Source organism: Mesorhizobium sp. M0910, from assembly GCF_040319465.1.
Classification (GTDB): Bacteria; Pseudomonadota; Alphaproteobacteria; order Rhizobiales; family Rhizobiaceae; genus Mesorhizobium.
The window spans coordinates 1-23636 of record NZ_JAMYNZ010000016.1 but is presented as its reverse complement, the minus strand read 5'-3'; the positions used below and the strand labels follow the sequence as shown (position 1 = coordinate 23636).

General features: G+C 59.9%; 20 protein-coding genes and 4 pseudogenes. 15 read left to right on the top strand and 9 right to left on the bottom strand.

Translation table 11 applies throughout. From position 1 onward, the window contains the following. Nucleotides 1-205: 205 nt before the first annotated feature. Complete coding sequence (locus NKH78_RS28480; protein WP_502899870.1) at nt 206-868, bottom strand: sugar transferase; 663 nt, start codon at nt 866-868, stop codon at nt 206-208. 317 nt (nt 869-1185) lie between these two features. Next, the gene (locus tag NKH78_RS28475) at nt 1186-3003 is read right to left on the bottom strand and encodes a GumC family protein (protein ID WP_352507537.1); all 1818 of its coding nucleotides are present in this window, start codon (nt 3001-3003) and stop codon (nt 1186-1188) included. Nucleotides 3004-3826: 823 nt separating this feature from the next. On the opposite strand from NKH78_RS28475, the gene NKH78_RS28470 reads away from it, so the two are divergent. The 4 genes from NKH78_RS28470 to NKH78_RS28455 all read left to right on the top strand — a co-directional run bounded on the left by NKH78_RS28470 (nt 3827) and on the right by NKH78_RS28455 (nt 7445). Next, on the top strand, nt 3827-6133 hold the full coding sequence (locus NKH78_RS28470; RefSeq protein WP_352705822.1) for an AGE family epimerase/isomerase: 2307 nt from the start codon (nt 3827-3829) through the stop codon (nt 6131-6133). 279 nt (nt 6134-6412) lie between these two features. Further along, a complete protein-coding gene (locus NKH78_RS28465; RefSeq protein WP_352705790.1) occupies nt 6413-6667 on the top strand; it encodes a DUF982 domain-containing protein in 255 nt (84 codons plus the stop codon). A gap of 213 nt (nt 6668-6880) precedes the next feature. Continuing rightward, nucleotides 6881-7090, top strand: coding sequence for a hypothetical protein (locus NKH78_RS28460; RefSeq protein WP_352738777.1), 210 nt, complete (start codon nt 6881-6883; stop codon nt 7088-7090). Nucleotides 7091-7217: 127 nt separating this feature from the next. Next, complete coding sequence (locus NKH78_RS28455) at nt 7218-7445, top strand: hypothetical protein (protein WP_352705795.1); 228 nt, start codon at nt 7218-7220, stop codon at nt 7443-7445. 210 nt (nt 7446-7655) lie between these two features. Here the strand turns inward: NKH78_RS28455 and NKH78_RS28450 are convergent, their stop codons facing one another. Next, on the bottom strand, nt 7656-8180 hold the full coding sequence (locus tag NKH78_RS28450) for a hypothetical protein (protein WP_352778700.1): 525 nt from the start codon (nt 8178-8180) through the stop codon (nt 7656-7658). An 864-nt stretch (nt 8181-9044) separates the two neighbouring features. Here NKH78_RS28450 and NKH78_RS28445 point away from each other — a divergent pair. After that, complete coding sequence (locus NKH78_RS28445; protein WP_352738771.1) at nt 9045-11033, top strand: family 16 glycosylhydrolase; 1989 nt, start codon at nt 9045-9047, stop codon at nt 11031-11033. A 294-nt stretch (nt 11034-11327) separates the two neighbouring features. On the opposite strand, the gene NKH78_RS28440 is transcribed toward NKH78_RS28445, so the two are convergent. Then, nucleotides 11328-11489, bottom strand: coding sequence for a hypothetical protein (locus NKH78_RS28440; RefSeq protein ID WP_352738770.1), 162 nt, complete (start codon nt 11487-11489; stop codon nt 11328-11330). Here NKH78_RS28440 and NKH78_RS28435 point away from each other — a divergent pair. Beyond that, a complete protein-coding gene (locus NKH78_RS28435) occupies nt 11473-11772 on the top strand; it encodes a hypothetical protein (protein WP_352738768.1) in 300 nt (99 codons plus the stop codon). The two genes, NKH78_RS28440 and NKH78_RS28435, sit on opposite strands and share 17 nt — an antisense overlap. Further along, on the top strand, nt 11733-12116 hold the full coding sequence (locus tag NKH78_RS28430; protein ID WP_352738766.1) for a transposase: 384 nt from the start codon (nt 11733-11735) through the stop codon (nt 12114-12116). Before NKH78_RS28435 ends, NKH78_RS28430 begins: the two co-directional genes overlap by 40 nt. A gap of 988 nt (nt 12117-13104) precedes the next feature. Here the strand turns inward: NKH78_RS28430 and NKH78_RS28425 are convergent. Next, complete coding sequence (locus tag NKH78_RS28425; protein ID WP_352738763.1) at nt 13105-13470, bottom strand: TIR domain-containing protein; 366 nt, start codon at nt 13468-13470, stop codon at nt 13105-13107. A gap of 271 nt (nt 13471-13741) precedes the next feature. Between NKH78_RS28425 and NKH78_RS28420 the strand changes: the two are divergent. Continuing rightward, nucleotides 13742-14547 (top strand): annotated as a pseudogene (locus tag NKH78_RS28420) (type IV secretory system conjugative DNA transfer family protein); the annotation flags it as partial. Beyond that, a pseudogene (locus NKH78_RS28415) lies at nt 14547-14831 on the top strand (transposase); the annotation flags it as partial. The pseudogenes NKH78_RS28420 and NKH78_RS28415, both read left to right, overlap by 1 nt. A gap of 486 nt (nt 14832-15317) precedes the next feature. Here NKH78_RS28415 and NKH78_RS28410 read toward each other — a convergent pair. Continuing rightward, nucleotides 15318-15738 (bottom strand): annotated as a pseudogene (locus NKH78_RS28410) (hypothetical protein); the annotation flags it as partial. Between the two features lie 179 nt (nt 15739-15917). Continuing rightward, on the bottom strand, nt 15918-16694 hold the full coding sequence (locus NKH78_RS28405) for a Crp/Fnr family transcriptional regulator (protein ID WP_352738761.1): 777 nt from the start codon (nt 16692-16694) through the stop codon (nt 15918-15920). Between the two features lie 389 nt (nt 16695-17083). On the opposite strand from NKH78_RS28405, the gene NKH78_RS28400 reads away from it, so the two are divergent. The 3 genes and pseudogenes from NKH78_RS28400 to NKH78_RS28390 all read left to right on the top strand — a co-directional run bounded on the left by NKH78_RS28400 (nt 17084) and on the right by NKH78_RS28390 (nt 19617). Continuing rightward, nucleotides 17084-18451 carry an exopolysaccharide biosynthesis polyprenyl glycosylphosphotransferase gene (locus NKH78_RS28400; RefSeq protein ID WP_352884845.1) on the top strand — a complete coding sequence of 456 codons (1368 nt, stop codon included), beginning with the start codon at nt 17084-17086 and terminating at the stop codon, nt 18449-18451. Between the two features lie 105 nt (nt 18452-18556). Beyond that, nucleotides 18557-19352 (top strand): annotated as a pseudogene (locus NKH78_RS28395) (IS5 family transposase). Between the two features lie 97 nt (nt 19353-19449). Continuing rightward, nucleotides 19450-19617: a hypothetical protein gene (locus NKH78_RS28390; protein WP_352507946.1), complete on the top strand. Its 168-nt coding sequence runs from the start codon at nt 19450-19452 to the stop codon at nt 19615-19617. A gap of 25 nt (nt 19618-19642) precedes the next feature. On the opposite strand, the gene NKH78_RS28385 is transcribed toward NKH78_RS28390, so the two are convergent. Further along, complete coding sequence (locus NKH78_RS28385; RefSeq protein ID WP_352507945.1) at nt 19643-20737, bottom strand: acyltransferase family protein; 1095 nt, start codon at nt 20735-20737, stop codon at nt 19643-19645. Nucleotides 20738-21321: 584 nt separating this feature from the next. On the opposite strand from NKH78_RS28385, the gene tnpA reads away from it, so the two are divergent. Both tnpA and tnpB read left to right on the top strand, forming a co-directional pair. Next, the gene (gene tnpA, locus NKH78_RS28380) at nt 21322-21675 is read left to right on the top strand and encodes an IS66-like element accessory protein TnpA (RefSeq protein WP_352778697.1); all 354 of its coding nucleotides are present in this window, start codon (nt 21322-21324) and stop codon (nt 21673-21675) included. Continuing rightward, nucleotides 21672-22019, top strand: coding sequence for an IS66 family insertion sequence element accessory protein TnpB (tnpB, locus tag NKH78_RS28375; RefSeq protein ID WP_352884843.1), 348 nt, complete (start codon nt 21672-21674; stop codon nt 22017-22019). Before tnpA ends, tnpB begins: the two co-directional genes overlap by 4 nt. 47 nt (nt 22020-22066) lie before the next feature. Here tnpB and NKH78_RS32740 read toward each other — a convergent pair whose 3' ends face one another. Continuing rightward, nucleotides 22067-22294, bottom strand: coding sequence for a hypothetical protein (locus NKH78_RS32740; RefSeq protein WP_502899865.1), 228 nt, complete (start codon nt 22292-22294; stop codon nt 22067-22069). On the opposite strand from NKH78_RS32740, the gene tnpC reads away from it, so the two are divergent. Continuing rightward, on the top strand, nt 22190-23636 hold a 1447-nt coding region (tnpC, locus tag NKH78_RS28370), incomplete at its 3' end, for an IS66 family transposase (RefSeq protein ID WP_502899869.1). The genes NKH78_RS32740 and tnpC overlap by 105 nt on opposite strands.

Genomic DNA, 23636 nt, shown 5'->3' with positions numbered 1-23636 from the left:
GGGAGTGCGGTTCAAGGCTCCCGCCCTTATCGCGGCCACCGGCCTGCTACTGATCGGGAGTTTTGTCTGGAATTCCCTAGGGCTGCCGGGCTACGTGACCGTCGCCAAATTCCTGATCCTGGCATTCGCATTGGCCTGCGCTTATATCGTAGGTCTGTTCCTTTCCGTGCACCGGAGGCGGAACGAACGGTGATCCTTGCGGACTTCAGCAAGCTCTGTCGATGCGAATGACCGCGAACACGGTCCTGAACAGGATCACGACGTCGACCCAGACCGACCAGTTCCGCACGTACTCGCTGTCCAGCGCCACGCGGTTGGCGTAGTCCATGCTGCTTCTTCCGCTCACCTGCCACAGGCCAGTGAGTCCCGGCCGCGTCCGAAGGTATTCCCCCAGGTGGTCGCCGTACCGTTTGAGTTCGTCATTCACGATGGGCCTTGGACCCACACAGCTCATGTCGCCGCGGATGATGTTGAAGAGCTGGGGGAGTTCGTCCAGGCTTGACTTGCGAAGCATCCACCCAAGGAATGTGACGCGAGGATCGTCCCGGATCTTGTGGGTTTCCTCCCATTCCAAGACGACTCCCGGATTGGCTTTGAGATATGCTTTTAGAACTTCTTCCGAATTGGCAACCATCGAGCGGAACTTGTAACAATTGAACGGTTTCCCGCCGAAGCCAACTCGGCTGTGCGAAAACACTGCTGGGCCTCCCGCCGTCACCCTGATCAACAGGGCGACGACGATCATCACTGGCGCCGCGATCACAAGTGCCATGATCGCTACGACCAGATCCATGATCCGCTTCAGGAGACCTCCCAAGGGAGGCTCCGTCGCTCGTGTACTGGTGGCGGGCGACAGGTCTGTCAACACTGTCCCGGCACTGTCCTGGTCGGTCGCGGGAATAACGGGCAGTGCTATCGTTCTGCTGTCGGTCGCCGACAGTCGAGGTGACTGAACCCAGATCGGGGTTCCCTGATGCGACGGCTTCTCGACGGCATTCGTTGTCATGGGAGGGTCGCTGTTTCGAATTGTTCTCCACACTTTTCCAAGGTCGGAGCTCGTCGGCAAGAAAGGCAAAGGAGGTAGCGTGGCGGTCCTGAACTATCCCCCTAATCCCACGCTAATCCCAAGGAATGATCCCCCACACGCTTTTTGCGACTTTCGAAGGAGAATACCTCGCCATCCGTTCATGCTTTGCGGTGCTTGGCGCGCGCCTTCGTCAGAAGCACGCCAAGGACGGGCGTCCTGCTGGCCTGCAGCGTTCTGACTAGTCCCCGCAACGTTTCGACGTGTACCTTACCCCACTCGGCGAGGATGACCACGCCGTCCAGGACGGATCCGACCATCAGCATGTCGGCTCCCGAGGCAAGTGTCGGCAAGTCGAAGATGACAATGTCGTAGGGGGTAATGTCGCAGGCGGCAAGGTCCGAGAGAAACGCCTCCATATTACGTGGTGCCAGCAGGTTCTTGGCCTGGACGACCGAACTTGGAAGCAGGTCGAACGACCGCCCCGGAGCGCAGACGATGTTGAGCCGGACAGGATCTTGGAACGGTTTGTCCAGGGCGCCCGATGGGCCGAGTAGCCGCTTGGTCATAGCCGGCCGCCAGACGTCGGCGTCGATCACCAATGTCTTCAGGCCGGACATCGCGTAAAGGGTGGCAAGATTGCAGGCAACGGAACTCTTCGAACTGTCATTGGATACAGCGGTTAACCCAAGGAATTTGATCGGGTGGTTGGTTTCCGCAAGGCTGATTTCGGTCCTCGCTTTCCTGAGGCTCTGGCTGTATCGGGAGTGCGGATATCTTGCCACTTCGTCGACGTGGCCTGATGCCCTCCTCCTGCTGATGGCCGGTAGTTCTCCGACGCATTCCACACCTAGATTCTCCCGGATGCGTCGGGGCGACCTTACGGTCCAGTCGAGCGTATGCCTTGCTAACGAAACGCCGATACCGAGAATGAACCCGGAAACCGCCGCGAAAGCCAGCATCAGCTTCGGCCTTGGAGCGCTCGGCTGGAGCGGCGCCGTCGCAGCTGTAATCACCCTTGCGTCTGCAACCGGGTATGACTGCTGGCTCACCGAGTTGGTGTATGCCTGCAGGAAGCTTTCATACATCTTCTGGTAGGTTTCGGCAGTTACCTCAAGCTCCTCAAGCGTCGGGACGGTGTTTGCCCCGTCCTCCGGTTCGCCTTCTTCGCCGACGCTGTAATCGTGCCGTGAACGGAACTCCTGCGCTTTCGCCATGGCCCTGTTCATCTGGGTGCGCAATTGGCGAAGGCGCTTCTCCAGCCATGCGCCGCCTTCCCTTGCTGCCTCGGCCTTTGTTTCGATCTGCTCACGCACGAAAGCATCGGCAGTGGCGTTCGCAATCCTGGCTGCGCCTTCGGGATCAAGTGAGGTGAAGGATATGTTGATGGCGTAGGAAACGCCGACTCTGCGGATGTCGAGGCCTTGGCGGAAAATCAACATGGTGCGCCGGGACTTCTGGTAATCGGTCAGCATCACAGGCGTCTCAGGCACGTCCAAGCCAGAAAACTCCCAAAGCGAGGTGAGCCAAGCGCTTTTCTGGAGCTCGAAAGCTTCAACCAGGATCGCTTTTATTTTCCTGATTCTCTCCACCAAAATCGGAACCTGTGGACGGTTGAACTTGGGATCGTCAACGAGTTTCAACCGATCGAGGACCATGACCGCAATCTTTTCCGACTGCATGACTGCGATCTGGCTTTCCACTTGGGCAGTGTCCAATGACAGATTGACTTCGCCCCCCTCCTGCAGGTGTTGCGGCAGTTTCGGCTCGATCAGGATTTGTGTGCTGGCAGTGAAAGCTGGGTCGGTGGTCAAATTGTGAAACCAGGCCACCAAGACAGCTGCGGCCACACAGGCAATGATCGTTCCGAAATAGCGCCTCAGAAATCCGGCTATATCGGCGAGGCTGATAAACTCCTGACTAGCGGAAGGCTGCAAGTCAGTTGTCGAGGCCCATTGGTGGGGGGATATGCGATCCAATCACGTTCTCCAGCACGCGTGCGGAAAAATCCTGCGCGCACGCCGTCTCGACGCAAGCGGTCCATGGCATTCGGCCGATGTTTTCATGAAAGCGAAGGCCCGGCGTTCCCAGAGTGCCGCAAAAGGCTACCCCTGCGCCAGGAAAGGTAAACGCCGCCAATGGGCGTATAGCCTACGCCCTATGGGAGGGGAGAATGCGCGGCAGGCCTCGTTCTCGATCTGTCGACAAATGATATTGCGGTTCCAACGAGACCCGCCGTCCGCGGTTGATCGCTACATTCCGCGTGAGGTATCGATCTTCGCGCACATACGTTCGGGGTCTCGCCGTTTTCGATCGCCTCCAGTGCGAACGGCGCACAGTCCGTCATCCTTCTTCGCACGGGGGGCGGAGTTCCGCGGATGCCGTTGGATTTCCTTGAATGCCTTCGAGAAGGCGAGCCAAGCGTCAGAAACACCTTTCGCCGACATTCTCGCGGACAAGGAACCCGCGGGCCGCGGCATCTTGCAACGCATCCTTGTCGTCGGCGCCCGAGCAGAGTGCAGCTTCAGGAATACACTACCACGCCTGGACGCGTCATCATTTCGGCCATCGGCATGGATGCTCCCATTGGATGAGGGGGCGCGAACCAGCGTGTTAGGACTACTCGAATTCATGAGGGGGCCTGCGCCCGGCAGCGTGCTAGGGCTGTTCCGCGCCAGGGCGGAGCAAGATGGTGCTGGTCTCCGGCGCGACGTCGCGAGATGTTCGGGGCTCTCGATGCCGAGCGGCGCCGCAATCCAGAGGTCGGAGCCTACAACCAGACATTCTGAGAGGGACTGGACCATGCCGGAGCGGATCGTAAGTTTTGTCATGAGCGGGGGCGTCGGCTCACGGCTGTGGCCGCTCTCGCGCGAAGATAATCCCAAGCAATTCCACAACCTTTCGGGCGACGGCTCCATGCTTGCGAAGACTGTCCGGCGCCTCAAGGCGCGGAGGGACGGCGAGACGCCGATCTACCTGATAGCTTCCGAGCGGCATGCCGACCGTGTTATCTCGGACATCGGTCCGCTTGGCCTAAATGGCGGCAGACCGATTTTCGAACCCGTCGGCCGCAATACCGCCGCGGCGGTGGCCATAGCCACTTTGCACACGATCTCCGGATATGGCGGTGACGCGCTTGTGCTCGTGGTCCCCTCCGACCATCAGATATCGACCGAAACGCAATTCTGGGAAACCGTCGAGGCGGGCATACCCGCCGCCGATTCAGGAAGCATTGTCATTTTCGGCATCAGGCCGACGCATCCCGAAACCGGGTACGGCTACATCGAGGTTACGGCAAATAGTGACGGCGGGGCCGCCGTTTCCGTTTTGCACTTTGTCGAAAAGCCCAATGCCGAGACGGCCCGCAAATATGTGTCTTCGGGAAGATTCTACTGGAACGCCGGCATCTTCCTGTTTCGTGCCGACACGATGCGGAAGGCATTTCTCGACTTCCGGCCGGACATCTGGGACACCGCGGAACGGGCCTATAAAACTGCACGGACCGACGTCTCGGGCATCTACCTGCCCCAGGGCTTCTATTCGGCTGTCCCATCGACGTCGATCGACTACGCAGTCATGGAGCATGCACGCGGTATTGCGATGGTCACGGCTTCCTTCCGCTGGAACGACCTTGGATCGTGGCAATCGCTGCTGGAAGCCAGCCCGACGGACCGCGACGGCAATGTCGTAATCGGCGACGTTGTCGCCCTGGATTGCGGCAACTCCTATCTCCGGAGCCAGGGCAGACTGCTGACAGTCATCGGAATGAAAAATGTGGCGGTGGTGACAACACCGGACGCGGTTTTCGTCGCTCCTGTCAGCCACAGCCAGAATGTCAAGAAAGTCGTCGAACAACTCGAGAAGAGCGGACGACTCGAGACGAAGTTCACGGCGTCGGAAGACCGGGTCATCATCAGCGGGTCATGGCGCAAGCGCGTCGAGCACTGGCTCTTCAACGAAACCCTGCCGCTGTGGTCCACTGCAGGTGTCGACGATGTGTATGGCGGCTTCCACGAGGCTCTCGGTTTCGATGCAAGGCCGCTGGGGAAACGCAAGCGCATGCGCACGATGGCTCGCCAGATTTACGCGTTCGCGGTGGCCAAAGAACGCGGCTGGGTCGGTCCGGCCGACAAGCTCATCGACCACGGCATCGACTTCATCGCGAGACACGGCCGCACCGATCGCGGTGGCTGGGTGCGCACCCTTAATTCCGACGGTAGCGTGGCTGACCCGGCGGAGGACGCCTACGATCATTCCTGCGTTCTCCTGGCGCTTGCCCATGCTCATCGATGCGGCCATCAGGACGCCCTACGGCTGGCACAAGAGACGTTCCATTTCATCGACACCCATCTCGAGGACGATAACCTCAACGGCTTTCTCGAACCCTCCGGCCGGGACGGGGTGCGGTTCTCGAACCCGCATATGCACATGCTGGAATCCTTCCTTGCTTGGCATGGGGTCACCGGCGACCGTGCATATCTCCGTCGGGCGGCACGCATCGTCGATCTCTTTCGGTGCCATTTCTTCGACCAGGAGAGCTGGACGCTTGGGGAACATTTCGATGTCGAGTGGCTACCGTTGCCGGGAGACGAGGGACAGTGGACCGAACCAGGGCACCATTTCGAATGGGCCTCGCTCCTCGTCGATTTCGCGCGGGCGAGCGGGCAGAGAGACTTGGCAGCGTACGCAAGGAAGCTCTATTCGTCGGCGATCGCCAGCGGATTGAACCGGGCCACGGGGCTGGCTTATGCAGCCGTGTCGCGGCAGGGAATGCCCTTCGACCGGCTCTCCCGCAGCTGGCCGCAATGCGAAGCCATCAAGGCGTCCATCGCCCTGGACGGAATTGGCGGGCCCGATCTGAAACCAGAGATCGAAGCTCGTGTCGCCCGCCTCTTCAAATGGCATATCGATCCCGCACCGCTTGGCTTGTGGGTCGACAGGATTGACGAGCGCGGAAGGTCACTGGCGACTGAGGTCCCCGCGAGCATTTTCTACCATCTCGTGACGGCCTTGATGCAGTATCTGGACAAGACCGGAGGACAAGTCGAACCATTCCCGCTACCAGCTTTGGATATGAGCAAGGCCGTTCCGAAGCAGGTTTACGGCTGACCCAACTGTCCGCCATGTGCGAAAACTAGATACCGCGCATGGCGGCGCGACTGGGGTCAGGGAAAACCGCGCCCGACTTCGGCCCAAGGACTGTTAGCCGTCGATTCGGCATGCCGCGGCAAGCGTATACCGGCTTCGTACCGACCGCTCGGACAACCGTCGATGAACGTTTGGAAACAGCCCGTCACGGACTCAGACATGCCTAACAAACGGTTAACCGTCCTCATCGCTGAGCCGGTTGGTAGAGACGAAACCCGCTAGCCGCCCTGAGGTCCCTTCATGGCCCCCCACTGGTTCAACCCTCCGGTCCCCGTCAAGACCGAGCGTCCCGGGATCATCCGCAACGTCAACAATGCCGAGGCAGCCGGCGAGGAGCTGATGAAGTGGACCATCCGTGGCCCTTGGTGGGACCTCGCGGTGCGCGTTTGCATCGCAGTGATTTTCGACGAGATGGAACCTGAGGAGGCCCGCAAGGCATTCCTGGCTGCTGCAAAAGAGGAGGGGACGTTACTCCCCCCAAGGACAACTAGCTAAATTGGATTGCGGTATGAGGTTCTATGTGTCTCTGACCAACACCGCCTTCGCGAAAGGAGCCCGCCGCGGTGAGGGAGAGGCGACGGACCCCCCACAGCGGCTGCACATCCACGAAGAATCGACCGCTGCGAGCTCTAAACCCGCGAGGGCCTACATCGTTCCCTCATCCGCGCCTACGCGAGTTGCGGCTGACTGGGAAGGGACGCCCCGAACATGACAAAGAGAAACAAAGAAGATTATCAGTCCGTCTCCAAAGCAGTTCGGAAACTGATCCGTTCTGAAGACAATCGTCGTCACATGCACAAGCTGTTAAGGCTAGAAGTCGAACCAGAACTGCCGCCGACCCTAGCGTCATTACTCGCGGCTATTGATCGGGCCAAACAGGGGCCGACCGAAGAAGGTAGCGGGCTGGCTAAGCGTTAAACAGAGGCTCGCTCCGTGCTGGTTTCTCTGATCCCCTCTTAGAAAATTCCTACAAACATTCCCCTTGATTTTTCCCGACAGAGGATCATCAATGTTCCCTTGGGTATCGCTGAGGTGGAGGCCTTGGATGAACGTTCGGACGAACTGCCGACCCAACAAAGTGACTGCCAATGAGCTTGTTGAAGAGCTGATTTTAGAAGACCGGCGCGGCCAAATCATTTCCGTCAAAGAGACTATCGCAGCGGTGCGTCGAGACGGGCCACATCTGGCGGAAACTGACTGCGATCTGGTGGGGCTTATTGTCGATTTTGCCCCAGCCTTTGGCCTGTTCGTCGCGTTCGACCTTCGCGAATAGCGGCATGGCGCTCTCCATTGGTTCAACCCTCCGGTGTACGTCGGGACGACCGACCCAGGTTGTGGGACGAAAGGCGGATCGAGGAGCGCTCTATAGGGTCGAGAGGGGCATGGGAGGTCCTCGCGCGAGCCAATATATCCGATCACCGGCTCAGAAACTCTAGCCAAACATTCCTGACAGTTGCGGCCCAGCACCGTACCAATGTACGATTCATACATGGCATTGATGTCGGTCAGGGAGGGAGTAGAGTCCCCTTCGGCGTGTCCCTGGGGAGGGTTGGCCCATCCGCGCAGCATCCGGTTCAGCCGCTTCCGGCCGGTAAGTCTCCTGCCTGAGTGCAAGCGCCAGTTCACCGAGCCACCGTTCGACCCCATAGGCTTCGATGTCCGCAAAGTCCCGACCATCTGCGCCCGGCGCGCCCTTGTTGGAGCGGCACTGGGCATAGGCGTACGCCAGAATATCCTCGCGGCTGATCTTGTTGTACAGGGCATAGAAACGATAACCGGCTTCTGCCTTCGCTTTCGCATGTAACGCCGTCTGAAAGTTCCTGAACACTTTTCGGAGTTGATAGGTTGCCCAATCGCCAGGTCCCTCTCCGCTTATTGCGTTCGTCTTGAACTGAGGTGCCTTCCCTCCACCGGCGTTACCCGGCTTCAGCGGTACTACGAACCTCTCCGCCACCCCAGGGCGCCCGGCCTGTCCCTCGCGGGCATCCGGTTGGTCATCCCTGACCACGTCCTGGGGCTTCCCGTGTTGCGTGCACTTTCCTTGTGTACATGCTGCCGCCACTACCCCGGTGCAGCAGATGGGCTCAAACGTCGCTCAAATTCACCCATCCGTATCAGCCTTCCCCGAAAGGGCTGTCGGGTCGGCCTGCACATCGACCTTTTCGAGGCTTGCTCAGCGTTCACTCACGTTGCGGCCTGCACACTCGCGCGGTCACCAATTCGTGACCCGCTAATCGACGGCTTCAGCCATTTCGTCACCTCCATGACTGCTCCGATTGCTTCCGGCTGGAGCGGTTGCCGGGTGGGGCTTGCACCCACTGGAAAGTGCCGCCTTGTCACGGCGCACACCCCTAATGGTCATTCCGGAGGCGAGATTGCAGGTCCGAATCGGATTGAGAAAACGGACGTTCGGCCATCCATCTGCGCCGACCGTCGCGCCACCCCGCTGGCGAGACGCCCGTGAGCCTCTTGAAACTCCGACTGAAGGCCGCCTCCGCCGGCCTACAAGCCTACGGTGAAGGCCGCCTTGTCGCCTTGGGACGAACATTGCAAGTCCGGGGAATAATCCTGGGAGGAGTCCTATGACGATTCCGCGCGTGGAAGTGATCACCTTGGTGCAGCGCCGGCGGCGCTGGTCGCGGGCGGTGAAGGAGCGGCTGGTTGCGGCGCGTTCGAGCCAGGCGTCACGGTATCGGAGGATACGCAGTATCGTGTGCCGGCTACGTCAACCGATTTGCGACATCTCCCAAATTTCTCATGAAATGTTGGGGATAACCGTACTGGCCGCATTGCGACGGAATGGGTGTCCACTACACGATTAGGCCTTGGTGGGGTTAACCGCAAGAATGTTGAGAGAACGAGGTGCCCATCAATGGCTGCGACGGATCTTCCTGGCGATTGGACCGGACAGTACAAGGGATCGAAACTGAACCTCTCGGGGTTCAAGCTCTCCTTTTCTGACGAGTTCAACACGCTTGATGTCGTGCCGAACAACGGCACCGGCAAGTGGTTCGCGCCGGTACACTCCCCCTACGGGGCCGCCACGTTCATGTCGCCGGTGGGGGCAACGAATCCGTTCTCTGTCTCTGACGGGAAGCTGACCATTACCATGAAGCAGGCGGGCGGCGTCTGGCAGTCGGGAACGATGCAAACGGTTAACAGCGCCGGCCAGGGTTTCGCGCAAGTGAACGGGTATTTCGAGATGCGCGCCGCCTTTCACGGCGGGGCGGGAGCCTGGCCGGCCTTCTGGATGCTGCCGCAGGATACCTCCGTACCGCGTCCTGAGGTCGATATCGTTGAAGCGTATGGCGGCGATCCTGATGGTCATCACCGGGCGGTGCACTTGCGCACTTCGGAAAGTTACGCTCGGGGCGACTATACGCGCCTGGCCGATTCGATGTTCGACGGGGCGTTTCACACCTATGGCGCGAGGATCACGACGGACTGGATCACCGTCTACTATGACGGCCAAGAGTTGAGCCGCTTTCCAATGAGCGAGTTCTTCCGCACGCCACTTTATATGGTGGTCTCGCTGGCCATGAATCCCAAAGAGGTCGAGCAGGCGTCCGGCACGTACAAGATGGTGGTCGACTACGTCCGCGCCTATGCCGCGCCGAACGTGATGGAGCAGCACCTGACCGGGACGGGTGCGGCGGATATCCTGAAGGGCGGCAATTTTGATGACGTTCTGGACGGCAGAGGTGGTGCTGACAGAATGTCCGGCGGTCTGGGCAACGATACCTACCGCGTCGATAACGCATTCGACGTAGTCATTGAGGCTGAGGGCGCCGGAATCGATCTGGTCTCCAGCCTGATATCGTATTCGCTGTCCGGCCGGCAAATAGAGCAGCTCACGCTCACCGGCGTTGCCGACATCGACGCGATGGGTAACGAACTCGACAACACGCTGGTCGGCAACGCCGGCAGGAACCTGCTATCCGGCGGGGTCGGAATCGACAAGATGGAGGGCGGCGCAGGCAACGATACCTACTATGTTGACAATGCGCTCGACCGCGTGGTCGAGGGCGACGCGGCGGGCAACGACCGGGTATTCAGCTCGATCACCTATTCACTGCCCAGCCATGTCGAAAATATGACTCTCACGGGCGTCGCCAACATCAACGCCCAAGGCAATTCTTCCGACAACGAGCTGACCGGGAACAATGGGAACAACCGGTTATCTAGCTATGATGGCGCGGACCGGCTCGATGGCGGGACCGGGGCCGACCTGTTGAATGGCGGTGCCGGCAACGATACCTATTATGTGGACAATGTACTGGACAACGTCATCGACGAAGCGGGCCTCGACCAGATTTTCAGCTTGGTCACGTACTCACTGGCGGTCGATCGCCGGCTGGTAGAAAATCTGCATCTGACCGGAAACGCCAACGTCGGAGCCACGGGAAATTCCCTCGACAACGTGCTCGACGGCAACGACAGCGACAACAACCTGGACGGCGGCCGAGGCAATGATTCCGTGCTTGGGCGGGGTGGCAACGATGCACTAACGGGCGGTCTGGGCATTGACCAGCTTACTGGGGGCGGCGGCAACGATTCCTTCGTTTTCAGCGCGCCGCTCTCAGTGGCAAACCGCGACATCATCACTGATTTCAACCATACGGCCGATACATTCAGGCTCCAGAATGCGGTAATGCAGGAGCTGGGAGCCACCGGAGCCCTCGAGCCAAGGTATTTCTTCGCTGGAACTAGCGCGCACGACGCCGACGACCACATCGTCTATGACAAGGCTACGGGTGCGTTGTTTTACGATTCCAACGGAAACGTCGCAGGCGGCGTGACACAGCTCGCGACGCTGACGAACAGGCCGACGCTGCTGGCCGACGATTTTTTCGTGATCTGATCCGGCGCCTACAGCGGTGCGCGTGAAAACGAGATCTCACGGTACACGACAGTCAGGGTGAGAACGGGATGATGTGTTTGGATTGAAGATTCCTCAGCAAAAGGATCTTCGCCCATGCCACTGATTCATTCCGCTCTCATCGAGACGTTAGGTTGGCACTTTGCATTGAGCAAGAGCCGGCTTGTGACGCTTGCAGTGCTGATCGCCGGGCTTGCCCAGTCGCGCAGCGTCAACCTTTCGCATCTGGCCGTGCATCTGTGCGGCCCGGTGTGCCATGCCTCGAAATATCGGCGGCTACAGCGGTTCTTCCAGTTCGTCCGGCTCGACCAAGCCGTGGCGGCGCGGCTCGTAGTGTACATGCTCAACCTGGAGCGACGAAAGTATCTGGCGCTCGATCGCAACCAACTGGAAGCTCGGATCGCGCGACATCAACATCCTGATGCTGGCGATCGTCACAAGGCGCTTCCGGGTGCCGCTGCTGTTTGCCTTACTACCGCATCAGGGCAACTCCGACACGGGTCACCGCATCGCACTGATGCGCCGTTATCTTAGCCTGTTTCCTGCTGCCTCCATCCGCTGCCTGCTCGCCGATCGTGAGTTCATCGGCGCCGAATGGATGGATTTCCCCAACGAAAACAATATCCCCTTTGCCATCCGGGTGAAGGTCGACATGACCGTCACCCTCGAGGACGGTCGCTCATGGTCGCTCGCCACGCTCTTGCGGCGCAGGCGGGCCTGATGCGCAACCCTCGTCGGGTACATCAACGGCACAGTAGGCGCCACGCGCGAGCCTCTTCGTCTTGCCGCCAAACGCCTTGGCAACGGCGAATGGCTGATCGTGGCCACCAATCGCCCGATCCGAAGCAGGCCCTCAACGACTACCGAAAGCGGTGGGGTATCGAATGCCTGTTCGGTGATACCAAGACACGAGGCCTCAATCTCGAGGACACCCACATCACCAATCCCGAGAAGTTCGCAAGCCTCATCGTCGTCGTCGTCGTCATGCTCGCCATCACATGGGCCTATCGATGCGCCACCCAGACCCATGGGCATAAAGGCCATACCGCGCAAAAGCCACGGTAGACGGGAGAAGTCGTGGTTCCGTATCGGTCTCGACGCGCTGAGGAACTGGATACTCAACAGCCCCAAAGCAGCTGCCCATGCATGGCTCGCAAAAGCACCCCGACGATCGATTACGGTCTCAAAACACGCCTGAGTCGTGTACCGTGACCGAGATCACCGCGCACCGCTGTAGCTTCTTGTTTGCGCATCGCTTTGTTCGAAAAACCGGTGACCACTTTTTCGAGCGCTGCTCTAGTTCTACTGCGTCATAAACTGTGTTGGATGTCTTTGGCAGCAGGGATATCGTGTGATGTTATTCCTACAACGTCGCTCCGACTGATCCAGTGCCCGTTCGTGACAGCTAGCGAGAACAGCGCCCATAAGCTCCGGCAAGGCCGCTGGTGGCTTTTCCCGTGGTGGGCGAAGGAGATGCCGAACGCCTGATTTCAGGCGTTCGCGATCGACTTCCAGCGCGCCAGCCGCTCTGCGATCAACTCCGCGCGCTGGCGATCGTCGTTTCCGTCCAGGATGGCCAATCCGCCGGATCGGCGCCCAGGTAGACACCGGATGTCCGCGCGTTCACGCCCTCGGGGCCGTCCGAACGGGTCGTAAAATACCCGGCGGCGCGATCGACGCACTCCAGCAGGATCTCTCCCCTACCGCACAATTGCGGTGCGCTAGGGTCGCGGGGCCGTTCTCGGTTCCAGTAGTAGAATACGCCGGCAGGCTCCTTCCTCTCCTTCAGGGCTTCGCTCCAGTATCTGGCGGACAGAGTGCCGTCCTCCAGCCATGAGCGGCCACGCAGCTCCAGCGTACTGTCGAGGGCTCGCGAGATGCGCAGGAGGCCTACGGCGGAAGGCTCCCGCGGGCCCGCGCGCCGAGAGGGAGAATTGCCACCACAGGCCCTCAATGCGTGCGACGCGGCCCTCGCTCTCGATCGCCTTTCGAAGCTTCTGGTTGATGGTCCTCATCTCGGCAGCCTTTGTCGCTTCGCCGTATCGTACGCACGTCAATCCGAGGAGATCGGTCGGAAGCTTCGAACCCCTCGCATGCAGTATGAAGGTTCGGCGCGAGCCGAGGACGCTGCTGAAAGACCGGCTTCGAAGACGACATGGTCGCGCGGAGAAGCCTGGCCGGAACCAGCGGAAGGGGAAGCGTGCAGGCTGGCCGTCGTCCAGTCGTCGCGGGCGAACACGAACGCCGCGAAGTCCACTTCACGCGTAAGCTCGAGGAGACGGGTCAGCGTGGTCGTGCCTGGATTGAAGGATGTCGTCCAGGGATCGACATGCGCGACGTCTTCGAGGCCGCGCGTAAGCGCCTGCACCAGCTTCATCTGCGCTCCCGACGAGCCAAGGAAAATGCGGGGCTTGTTCATCTATTCCCTCACTACAGCAGGTCGTACCACCGCCGTCCCCGCTGCCACGGTGTCTTAACCACGCTGAATGCGCAAGACACGCACGGAAACGATCCCCGCCCGCGGCCGAATCTGTAGGGTACTTGTGGAGAGCAGCCACCGAGAGAACTGCACTTGCGTGCGCGTTCAGCGTTAGGCTGTCGCGACCTGAAATGACCTGCCGAGGTGGAAGGAGCCCCGCTAGTTGGCGACGGCTCGCAAGGGCTAGTCCCGATTTGAACCGCTGAGGACCTTTGCCACCTATGCGCCACCGATCTTCGTCGAGGGCGCATTCATCGCCGCCTCTGGCGGCTTCATCTCCATCGCCGTGGCGATCGGCATCTCGGTCTGGCGGGCGCGCGAGGCGAAGAACGTCGAGACATACGGATCGGCGCGCTGGGCGAAACCGAATGAGGTCAAGTCCGCCGGTCTGCTCGGGCTGACGGCGTGGTACTCGGCATGTTCGATCGCGATTATCTCCGTCACGACGGGCCGGAACATGTTCTGTGCTTCGCGCCGACGAGAAGCGGCAAAGGCGTCGGCCTCGTCGTGCCATCGCTTCTCACCAGGTCGGGCTCGGCCATCGTGCACGATATCAAGGGTGAGAACTGGCAGCTCGCTGCAGGCTTTCGCGCCAGGCACGCCAGGCACGGGCGGGTGCTGCTGTTCGATCCCACGAACAGGAAGTCCTCCGCCTACAACCCGCTTCTCGAAGTGCGCCGCGGCGAGTGGGAGGTGCGTGACGTCCAGAATGTCGCCGACGTGCTGGTCGATCCCGAAGGCTCGCTCGAAAAGCGCAATCACTGGGAGAAGACCAGCCACTCACTGCTCGTCGGGGCGATCCTGCACGTACTCTACTCCGAGCCCGACAAGACGCTGGCCGGCGTCGCGGGATTCCTGTCAGACCCAAAGCGGCCGATCGAGACCACTCTGGCAGCGATGATGACGACGCCGCATCTCGGAGAGATCGCCTCGCATCCCGTCGTCGCCTCAACGGCGCGCGAGCTCTTGAACAAATCCGACAACGAGCGGTCTGGCATTCTCTCCACCGCGATGTCGCTCACGCCGTGCTGCTGCTGGACCGAGCCGGATGGCACACCACCGGCAATCTCGTCTGGCCAAAAAACATCACGCCGATCCTGCTGCCATCGCGCTCTCCGGAGCTCAATCTGGTCGAGCAGGTCTGGCAACATCTGCGCGCCAACTTCCTCTCCAACCGCGTCTTCGACACATATGGCGACATCATCGACGCTGCCTGCGACGCATGGAAAAGGCTTGCCGCAAAGCCCGACGCAATCACCTCAATCGGAATGCGGAAGTGGGCACATTCAGGTCATTTATGAGGGCCGTTGGTATAAGTTAGCGTAGCGCCCTGCCCTCCCCTAGGCCTGCAAAGCCCTCACCCTAGATTCGGCGGCGGCATCTTGAAAAGACATGCACACGGCGGGATTACGCCTGTACGAACATTGGCCCTGCACCGGAAAGCAGACACGCGCAATGCGATTGCGAGCAGACGGGTTCGCGAATGTCGCGATCAACCGTGAGGCTGGTGCACATTCATCTCGACCTATCTTGATCACGCAGGATTACCCCTGCGTACCCGTCTGGCGGCCCCACTTGGAACTACATGCCGGAAAACGGTAGCCATCCATGAAGAAGGGGAACGCTTTCGTCGTAAAGCTGAGCAAGAGGACCATCAAACGTGCTGCCTGATAGTTATCGGCTCTTGGCCGGCGCAGGTTCAAATCAGGGACGCGCAACCACCGATACCGACATTCACTGATCGTAGTGATCTGAAAAAACTGAGCCGCATCTTGTTACCGGTAGTCTTAAGGCCCGCTCCCCTCATCACGACGCTGGAAGCAGACGACGCACGCCCAAGACTGGCTCGCGCGCAGCGCCGACGGCCGATGGTCGCCAGCCACGTCTCGCCGAACGGCCCCATGTTCACGGCCGTTGGCCGCGTCGAAACCTCGTGATCGAGCGGCAAAAGCGGCAGCACCAGTTCGCCGAAGCGATAGGCTTCCTCCAGATGCGGATAGTCGGGCAGGATGAAGGTATCGATCCCAATGCGCGGTATTCGTCGATCCGCTCCGCCATTGTCGCCGCGTCGCCGACCAGGGCGGTGCCGGCGCCACCGCGCTAGGCCGACGGCCGGCCCTCAGGGTTCGGGCTGATTTCGAGTTTGTCGCGACGGCCCCCGTGCAGCCGGCCCATGCGCGACTGGCCGACGGAATCCATGCGCGAAAACCTTCTGCGCCTTTGAAAGGCTCCGATGACTCAGAAACCCTGCGCTCTCAATTAACCCAATTCTGTCTCATTGGCGCTGACGCCGGTGAGAAGGCGCATATGTCCGGTGCGGCGACTTACGACGCCGACGAGAAGGACTTTACCGAGGGATGCGAGGACGACCGGCACCACTTCCGGTTTCATTGTCTCCCCGGAGCATGCCACAGAGATGCTCGAGCACGTGGGATATGCATCATTGAACGATCAAAGGCGATCTCGCCAAGAGCAACAGACTCTAACGCGGCGCGATTGAGGATCGTCAGCGAGCCGTGGTCGTATCGGGTCATATACCGCCGTTCCCATTCTCTCAGGCAACGATTCACTTTCGCTCGAGAAGCCGGGACCATTGCCGCGAGGTCGGTCTGCGAAATGTGGATACTCAGAGCTCTATCCACGGTAGTCGTGCTGTGCGGCCTCTCTGTCAATCGCAAGAGCGTGCTCGCCAATCGAGTGGATAGGGCACTGGCCGCACTTTGGATCACTCGCTCCTGCGCGTCGTGGGTTGCTTCGCACAAGTACGGGATCACCTTTAATGCGAGATCGGGGTGTTTGTCGAAGACCCTAACCATGAAAGCTACTTCGATTTGCAGCAAGTCGCTGTCCGCAACTGACTCAGCATTCATGTTACTTCTTCGCGTGATGAACAACCTAGTCAGGTCGAAAGTGTCACCGGGACCAAGATCTGCAAAGATGAATTCACGTCCATCCGAGATGGGAGCACTAAGCCGAATTTTTCCTTGAATTATGTAGTAAATATAAATTGGCACGTCGCCAAGGCGAGTTAAGACTTTATTCTTCGGAACCCTTCGTAGAATGGCCACTTTCGCCAGTTCACTAAGAATACTTGGGTCAAATTGCTGAAATAAGCGTATTTTATCGAGCTGTTTGACCCGGACCTCAGCGCCGCAATCTGCCATGGCTCCTGCCCCCCTGATAGGGTAAAGCGCCCCGGTCCCCAAAAGCGTTGCCTTGACTACCTCTTAGAACGAGCCCGATTTCGGGCCGTTCTCGCGCAAGAGCGCTCAGACAGAAGTGTTACCATATTAGGATAGCATAAAATAGGCACTCCTATGTGCCCGGGGTAACAGCGACCCTGTCTCTGAGAGAGTTTAAATCAAATGTGATCGACTGAAAGCCGTTGGGATAACCCCCTTCTATGGGACGGCGTGTGCCATGCCCCAAGAAGGAGAAGGGATACAACAGGATTCGGGGGCTTGTCTCCATGCGGCATGCACCAACCCAGGCGTCGCGTGCGTTCTTGAAGCGGAGCGTAGAACCGCTACGGCTTCCTGTGGGAGCAGTTTGCGTGTTTCTTGCAACTGCTGATTTCCTCCTTGGAGAGACGATACTTCTTGCGTCAAATGACGTCTATCATAGGTACGTCGGCGTGAGCCCGCCAGATATTTGGGAGACGATTTATCTAAGTGTTACCGCCGGCCTATTGCTTGTCGCATTCATGGGGGCCAGAGGCGCCTACACGATCAGTGGCATCCTGGACGATCACCGCGTGATCAAAACACTCTTCACCGGGTGGTTATTCGTTTTCTTTTCAATTCTCTGGCTCGCCTTTCTCACGAAGACGACGTCGACGTTCTCCCGCGGTTCCTTGACGCTGGCGTTTGCGGTCGGATTCCCAACCCTGCTGCCTGGCCACGTGGTTCTAGCGCGTGTGCTGAAACGGCTTCTGGCCGCCGAGAAGCTCGTCCTGCGCACAGTTTATCTGTTTTACGCTGGCGGTCCTGGAATGGAAAAGGGGATAATCGGCAAGCTCGGGCAACAGGGCATCGCGGTTTGCGGTGTTTCGAACATCGAGAACCATGATGGCACGATCGCAGCACGACCGGTGCAAGCCGCCGTCGCAGCTGCGCAGGCTGCGTTCCGTAGTGACCCGTATGGGGCAGTTTATCTCTTTTGCCCTTGGGATCAGCGGAAGTTGATCGCAGGCATCCTGGACGAAATGTCCCGCCTCCCGCTGCCGATCTATCTTTTCGCCGATGCCTACATAGACAAGATTCTGGCCGGATGCCCGCTGCACACCGGCTGGCAGCGAGCCTTCGAAGTCCAGCGCGCGCCTTTGAGGCCTGCCGAACGCCTGCTGAAGCGGTTATTCGACATTGCCTTTGCATCACTGCTACTGCTCTTCCTGTTTCCGTTGATGGCCGTAGTCGCGTGTGCCATCGCGCTCGAGAGCGGTCGCCCAGTGCTGTTTCGGCAGACGCGGCGGGGTTTTTGTGGTAAGCCATTCAATATTTACAAGTTCCGATCAATGACCGTGCAGGAGAACGGTGCGGAAATTCGCCAGGCTCAGCGTAATGATGCGCGGGTTACCCGACTTGGCCGAATATTGCGCCAGTCAAATATCGACGAGCTGCCGCAGTTATTTAATGTGCTTCGGGGGGAAATGTCCCTCGTGGGGCCGCGACCCCACGCCGTCGCTCATGACGATACCTATAGTGCGATTATTGCGAGCTATGCTTATCGCCATCGTGTAAAACCCGGTTTGACAGGCTGGGCTCAGATCAATGGCTTTCGAGGGGAAACGAAGGAGCTGTGGAGGATGGAAAAACGCGTAGAGCATGACCTCTGGTACATACAGTCCTGGAGCGTGCAGCTCGATCTCAAGATAATTTGGACAACCGCTGTACTGGTGCTTTCGGATCGTAATGTCTATTGATGTATAGCAGCTTCTCAGAGACCGTTTTGAAAATCGGCTGACTATGGGTTCCGTCTGGGGCTGGGTTATGATTCAAGCTTTGGATGCGGACAGAGCCGTGGCCGGATGGCCCAGATCCGCCAAGAAGACCTTGCGCTACCCGTCTGATTTGACGGATGAGGAGTGGGAGCAGTTCGCGCCGCTGATGCCCAAGCCTGGGCGGCGTGGCCGTCCGCGCGAGGTTGATTTTCGCGAGGTGATCAATGCGGTGCGCTACCTGGTCCGTTCGGGTTGCGGCTGGCGGATGCTGCCGATCCACTTTGGACCCTGGCAGACGGTCTATGGCTGGTTTCGAGAGCTGGCGCGGCGGTTTCTGTTCCAGACCGTCCACGATGTGGCGCTGATCCTGGATCGTGAGCGGGCCGGACGCGAGGCGAGCCCGTCGGCGGTGATCGACAGCCAGTCTGTCAAGGCTCCGCAAGCTGGAACAAGGGGTTACGACGCCGGAAAGAAGATCGTCGGCCGCAAGCGACACATTGCCGTCGATACGGATGGGCGGCTCTTGATGGTCAATCTCACCACCGCCGATATCTCCGACAGCGCCGGCGCTCAGGCGATCTTGGATGGTATCCACCAGCGCTGGCCCTGGGTGAAGCATCTGTTCGTCGACGGCGCTTATGATCGGCTAAAGCTCATGGACAAGGCCGCCTATCTCGACTTCGTGGTCGAGATCATCCGTCGATCCGATGACCAGAAGGGCTTCGAAGTCTTGCCCCGACGCTGGGTCGTCGAGCGGGCCTTCGGCTGGATGACAAGATGGCGCCGCCTCGTGCGCGACTACGAGCAGCGCATCGATGTCTCGCAAGCCATGATCCTTGGCGCAATGGACGGCAATCTCATCCGCCGAAACGCTCATCCGTGAATTTCAAAACGGACTCTTAACTCTGTGTCCATGGAACCGGTAGCAGGCCGTAGAGCGGCCTCTCACATTAACTGCGCATTCTAAGGGACAGTTCACGGTGAATGGATGGGGGCACACCTCGCTCCAGACAACCAAAGGCTACGCCCACACGCCGAAGCACCTTCAGGACAATCTGAGCGTCTCTGAGGACGCGGAACAGGTCGATGCCGCGCTGCACCTTGGCATGACGCGCGAGACCGACCGCACCGGCACGGCTGTCTTGTAGCATCGCCGGGAAGACTTGACAGGTCCTACCGAGCGCTCGCACCTTTGGGCATTGGAATACCTCTCCTGCCTGACTGGCTGCGGGACAGCTGCTTGAGAGAGCGGGTGAGCGGTGCCTCTACCCACAAATGCAGGCCAACGCTGAAGAGGCAGACAGCGGCAAATGCGGCGAACAAATAAAAAGTGGCTGAGAAAATGGAACCAGCCGGAAGCACTTTTGCCGAAAGAAAGTACACGCCGTGCAGAATCAGCGGATGGATTAGGTAGGTCGCGTAGCTCGCAGACCCCAGCAGGAGAGCGCCTCGATGCGACGCCCGATGGTTTGAACGCTCAAGCATCAACGCTCCGGCGACGATGACCGTCGCTGGTAGGCCAAGCCGCATGAGCCTGATTTCCCCGGTGCGCGTAACCTCGACCCCCAAGTACCAGTCCTGGGCAATCAGCACAGCAATGGCTACCCCAATCGCGAGGACACTCAGTGTTGCTCCGTGGGGCAGGTCGAGTGCCCGTGACTTCAGATATAAGAGCCCCAGCAAACAGCCGAGCGCGAACTCAAGTAGGATGGCATTCGTATAGTACTCGATCACAAAAGATTGTGGCTTGAATACTACGCCCATGAACCAAAACGACAGAAAGGCCACCGACAAAATGGTAGTTGCCCGACTAATTCGCCCCGAAAGCAGGAAAAGGCCGAAGAAGAAATAGAAAAAGGCCTCGTAGATCAGTGTCCATGCCGGAACGAGTATGGGCTCCGAAACGCCGTCGAGCCGTATATTCGGCAGTAAGAACAGGGATGTCAGCAGGTCGGAGCCGTCCCAATTGTGCAGTCCTGACGGACTGAAGCCGACAGAGCTGACGGCTATTATCGCGAAAGTGGTGATCCAGTATAGCGGCAATATCCGGATGAGTCGGTCACGCCAGAACGCGGCGGGGCCACAGTGGCTTCTGTCGCTCGCATAAACCATGATGAAGCCAGATATGACGAAGAATATATCGACACCCGCAGCCCCCAGATGTGAATGAACGGGAAGCGGGTGCAGGCGCTCGATGAACGATTGGGCATGGTACAAAACCACCGCATAGGCGGCGACAGCCCGAAGCACCTGGAGATTGTTCAGCATCAGAGCCTGGCTCTCGCGCTCGCGACAATCATTTAGTCTGACCGGAGGTGATTTCGGAGGCAATTACCTCTTTCGACGCCTCGCATGCGACGTCATACCTCCTATTGGGGAGACGGCGCTGCGCCTAGGCTCGCCCTTTCTGTCAATCGGCCCGGAATTATTCCACGCCGAAATACACAAGGCCTCGCATTGGACTGGCCACGGTATTCGAATGGGACATTCGCCGCCGAGCAAGGCAATGCCAAGGCGGCTCACCGCGGCATTTGGCAGGGCCGGTTCGATCAACCTTGGGATTGCCGTGCGGCGAACGCCGACAAGGTCGAGACAGTCAGCGAGCGATCCACCGGGTTCGGGCTTCTCAGAGACCGTTTTGAAAATCGGCTGACTATGGGTTCCGTCTGGGGCTGGGTTATGATTCAAGCTTTGGATGCGGACAGAGCAGAGCCGTGGCCGGATGGCCCAGATCCGCCAAGAAGACCTTGCGCTACCGTACGCCTCCGGCGAAGGCCGCCTTGCGCGAGCATGGCACGGTAGCGAAGCTGCGCTCTTAAGGTCGTCCTTACGAGCGTAGTTAGCAGCACGGCATGAGCCAGATGACGATATTGACCGGGCCGGAGCGCCGTCGTCGTTGGAGTGAAGAGGATCAGTGCCGGATACTGGCCGCGGCATTCGCGCCCGGGGCCACAGTGGCGGCGGTGGCGCGTCAGTACGATGTCGCGACCAGCCTGATCTATAAGTGGCGCCGCACGGTGAGAGCCCGCGAGACGGGCTTTGCCGAAGTTGTCGTGGTTCCCGATGAACCTGTCGCCGCTTCGGTGCCGGGGGCGCCACCAGCGGTGATCGAGCTGGAGATCGCCGGCAAGGCGCGGCTGCGGATACCGCTGACCACGCCGCCGACACTGGCGGCGGCGATGGTGAAGGCGCTGGGCGTTTCATGATCCCGGTTCCGAGCCAGGTGCGGATCTGGTTGGCGGTCGGCCGGACCGATATGCGTCGCGGGATGCAAGGCCTCGCTCTGCAGGTTCAGGAGACGTTAGGCCGGGATCCGCATGCCGGCGATATTTATGTCTTCCGCGGCCGCAGCGGCAATCTGATCAAGATTATCTGGCATGATGGGCTCGGCATGTCGCTATATGCAAAACGGCTCGAGAAGGGCCGGTTTCTATGGCCGTCGCCGGCGGACGGCACGGTTTCCATATCGCCTTCTCAGTTGGCGTACATGCTCGACGGGATCGATTGGCGCAACCCGCGCCACACGTTCCGCCCCCAGCGCGCGGGCTGAGTTTTTCTTTGAGTTTGCGCCATTTTCCGCGAGTCAGCGGACGCGTTTTATGATTCATTCCAGGGCATGGTTGCCACCGCCAGGATGCTGTTCCGGACGATATCGGCGCGCTGAGAGCAGCGCTGACCGCGGCGCTGGCCAGAGCCGAAGACGAGGCCGCGCGCGCTGCGCTGGTCGAGGCCGAACTGGCGGTCGCCAGGGCCAAGGCATCGGATGATGCGGCGCTGATCGCACATCAGGATCTGACGATCCGGAAGCTGCAGCGGGCGCTGCATGGTCAGAGTTCTGAACGCTCAGCCCGTCTGCACGACCAGATGGAGCTCACCTTCGAGGAACTCGAGAGCACGGCGACGGAAGACGAGATCGCCGCCGAACAGGCCGCGGCCCGGACCACCGAGGTGGCGCCTTATGTGCGCAAACGACCAGCGCGCCAGCCATTTCCCGAGCACCTGCCGCGCGAACGCGTGGTCGAGCCGGCGCCGGCCGTTTGCCATTGCTGCGGCGGTCATCGGCTGCGCAAGCTGGGTGAGGATATCACCGAGACGCTGGAGGTGGTGCCGCGGCAATGGAAGGTGATCCAGCACGTGCGGGAGAAGTTCACCTGCCGCGACTGCGAGACGATCAGCCAGGCTCCGGCGCCCTTCCACGCCACCCCGCGCGGCTGGGCCGGTCCCGGCCTGCTGGCGATGATCCTGTTCGAGAAGTTCGGCCAGCATCAGCCGCTTAACCGCCAGGCCGAACGCTATGCCCGCGAAGGCGTGCCGCTCAGCCTGTCGACGCTCGCCGACCAGGTCGGCGCCGGCGCCGCGGCGCTGATGCCGCTGTTCAAGCGGCTCGAAGCCCATGTGCTGGCCGCTTCGCGTCTGCACGGCGACGACACGACGGTGCCGGTCCTGGCCAAGGGCAAGACCGATACCGGCCGATTATGGACCTATGTGCGCGATGACCGACCGTTCGGCGGCGCCGATCCGCCGGCGGCGGTGTTCTATTATTCCCGCGATCGCCGAGGCGAACATCCCGCGGCGCATCTCGCCGGCTGGAGCGGCATTCTGCAGGCCGATCCCTTTGGCGACTATGGCGATCTCTATGCGACAGGCCGTCAGCCGGCGCCTGTTCTGGAAGCCAGCTGCTGGGCCCACAGCCGGCGCAAAGTGTTCGAGCTGGCCGATATCGAAGCGGCAGTGCGCAAGAAGGCGCGCGGCGACAAGCCTAACCTGGTCTATCCGCTAGCGGTCGAAGCCGTGAATCGCATCGATGCCCTGTTCGATATCGAACGCGCGATCAACGGCCTGTCGCCAGGCCAACGCCTCGCCGTGCGCCAAGAGCGGAGCGCACCGCTGGTCACCGAGCTCGAGCGCTGGATGATCGAGACGCGCGACAAGCTCTCGCGCGGGCACGATCTGACCAAGGCCTTCAACTACATGCTGCGCCGCTGGTCATCCTTCACCCGGTTCCTCGACGATGGGCGGATCTGCCTATCCAACAATGCAGCCGAGCGAGCCCTGCGCGGCATCGTCATCTCGGGGTCATTCTGCCCATGTTGGGCAGGAGGTCGAGGTCCATTACCGTTGGCACCCGTATTTCGGACGTCGGCTTCGCTGCGAGAACAGCGAAGAG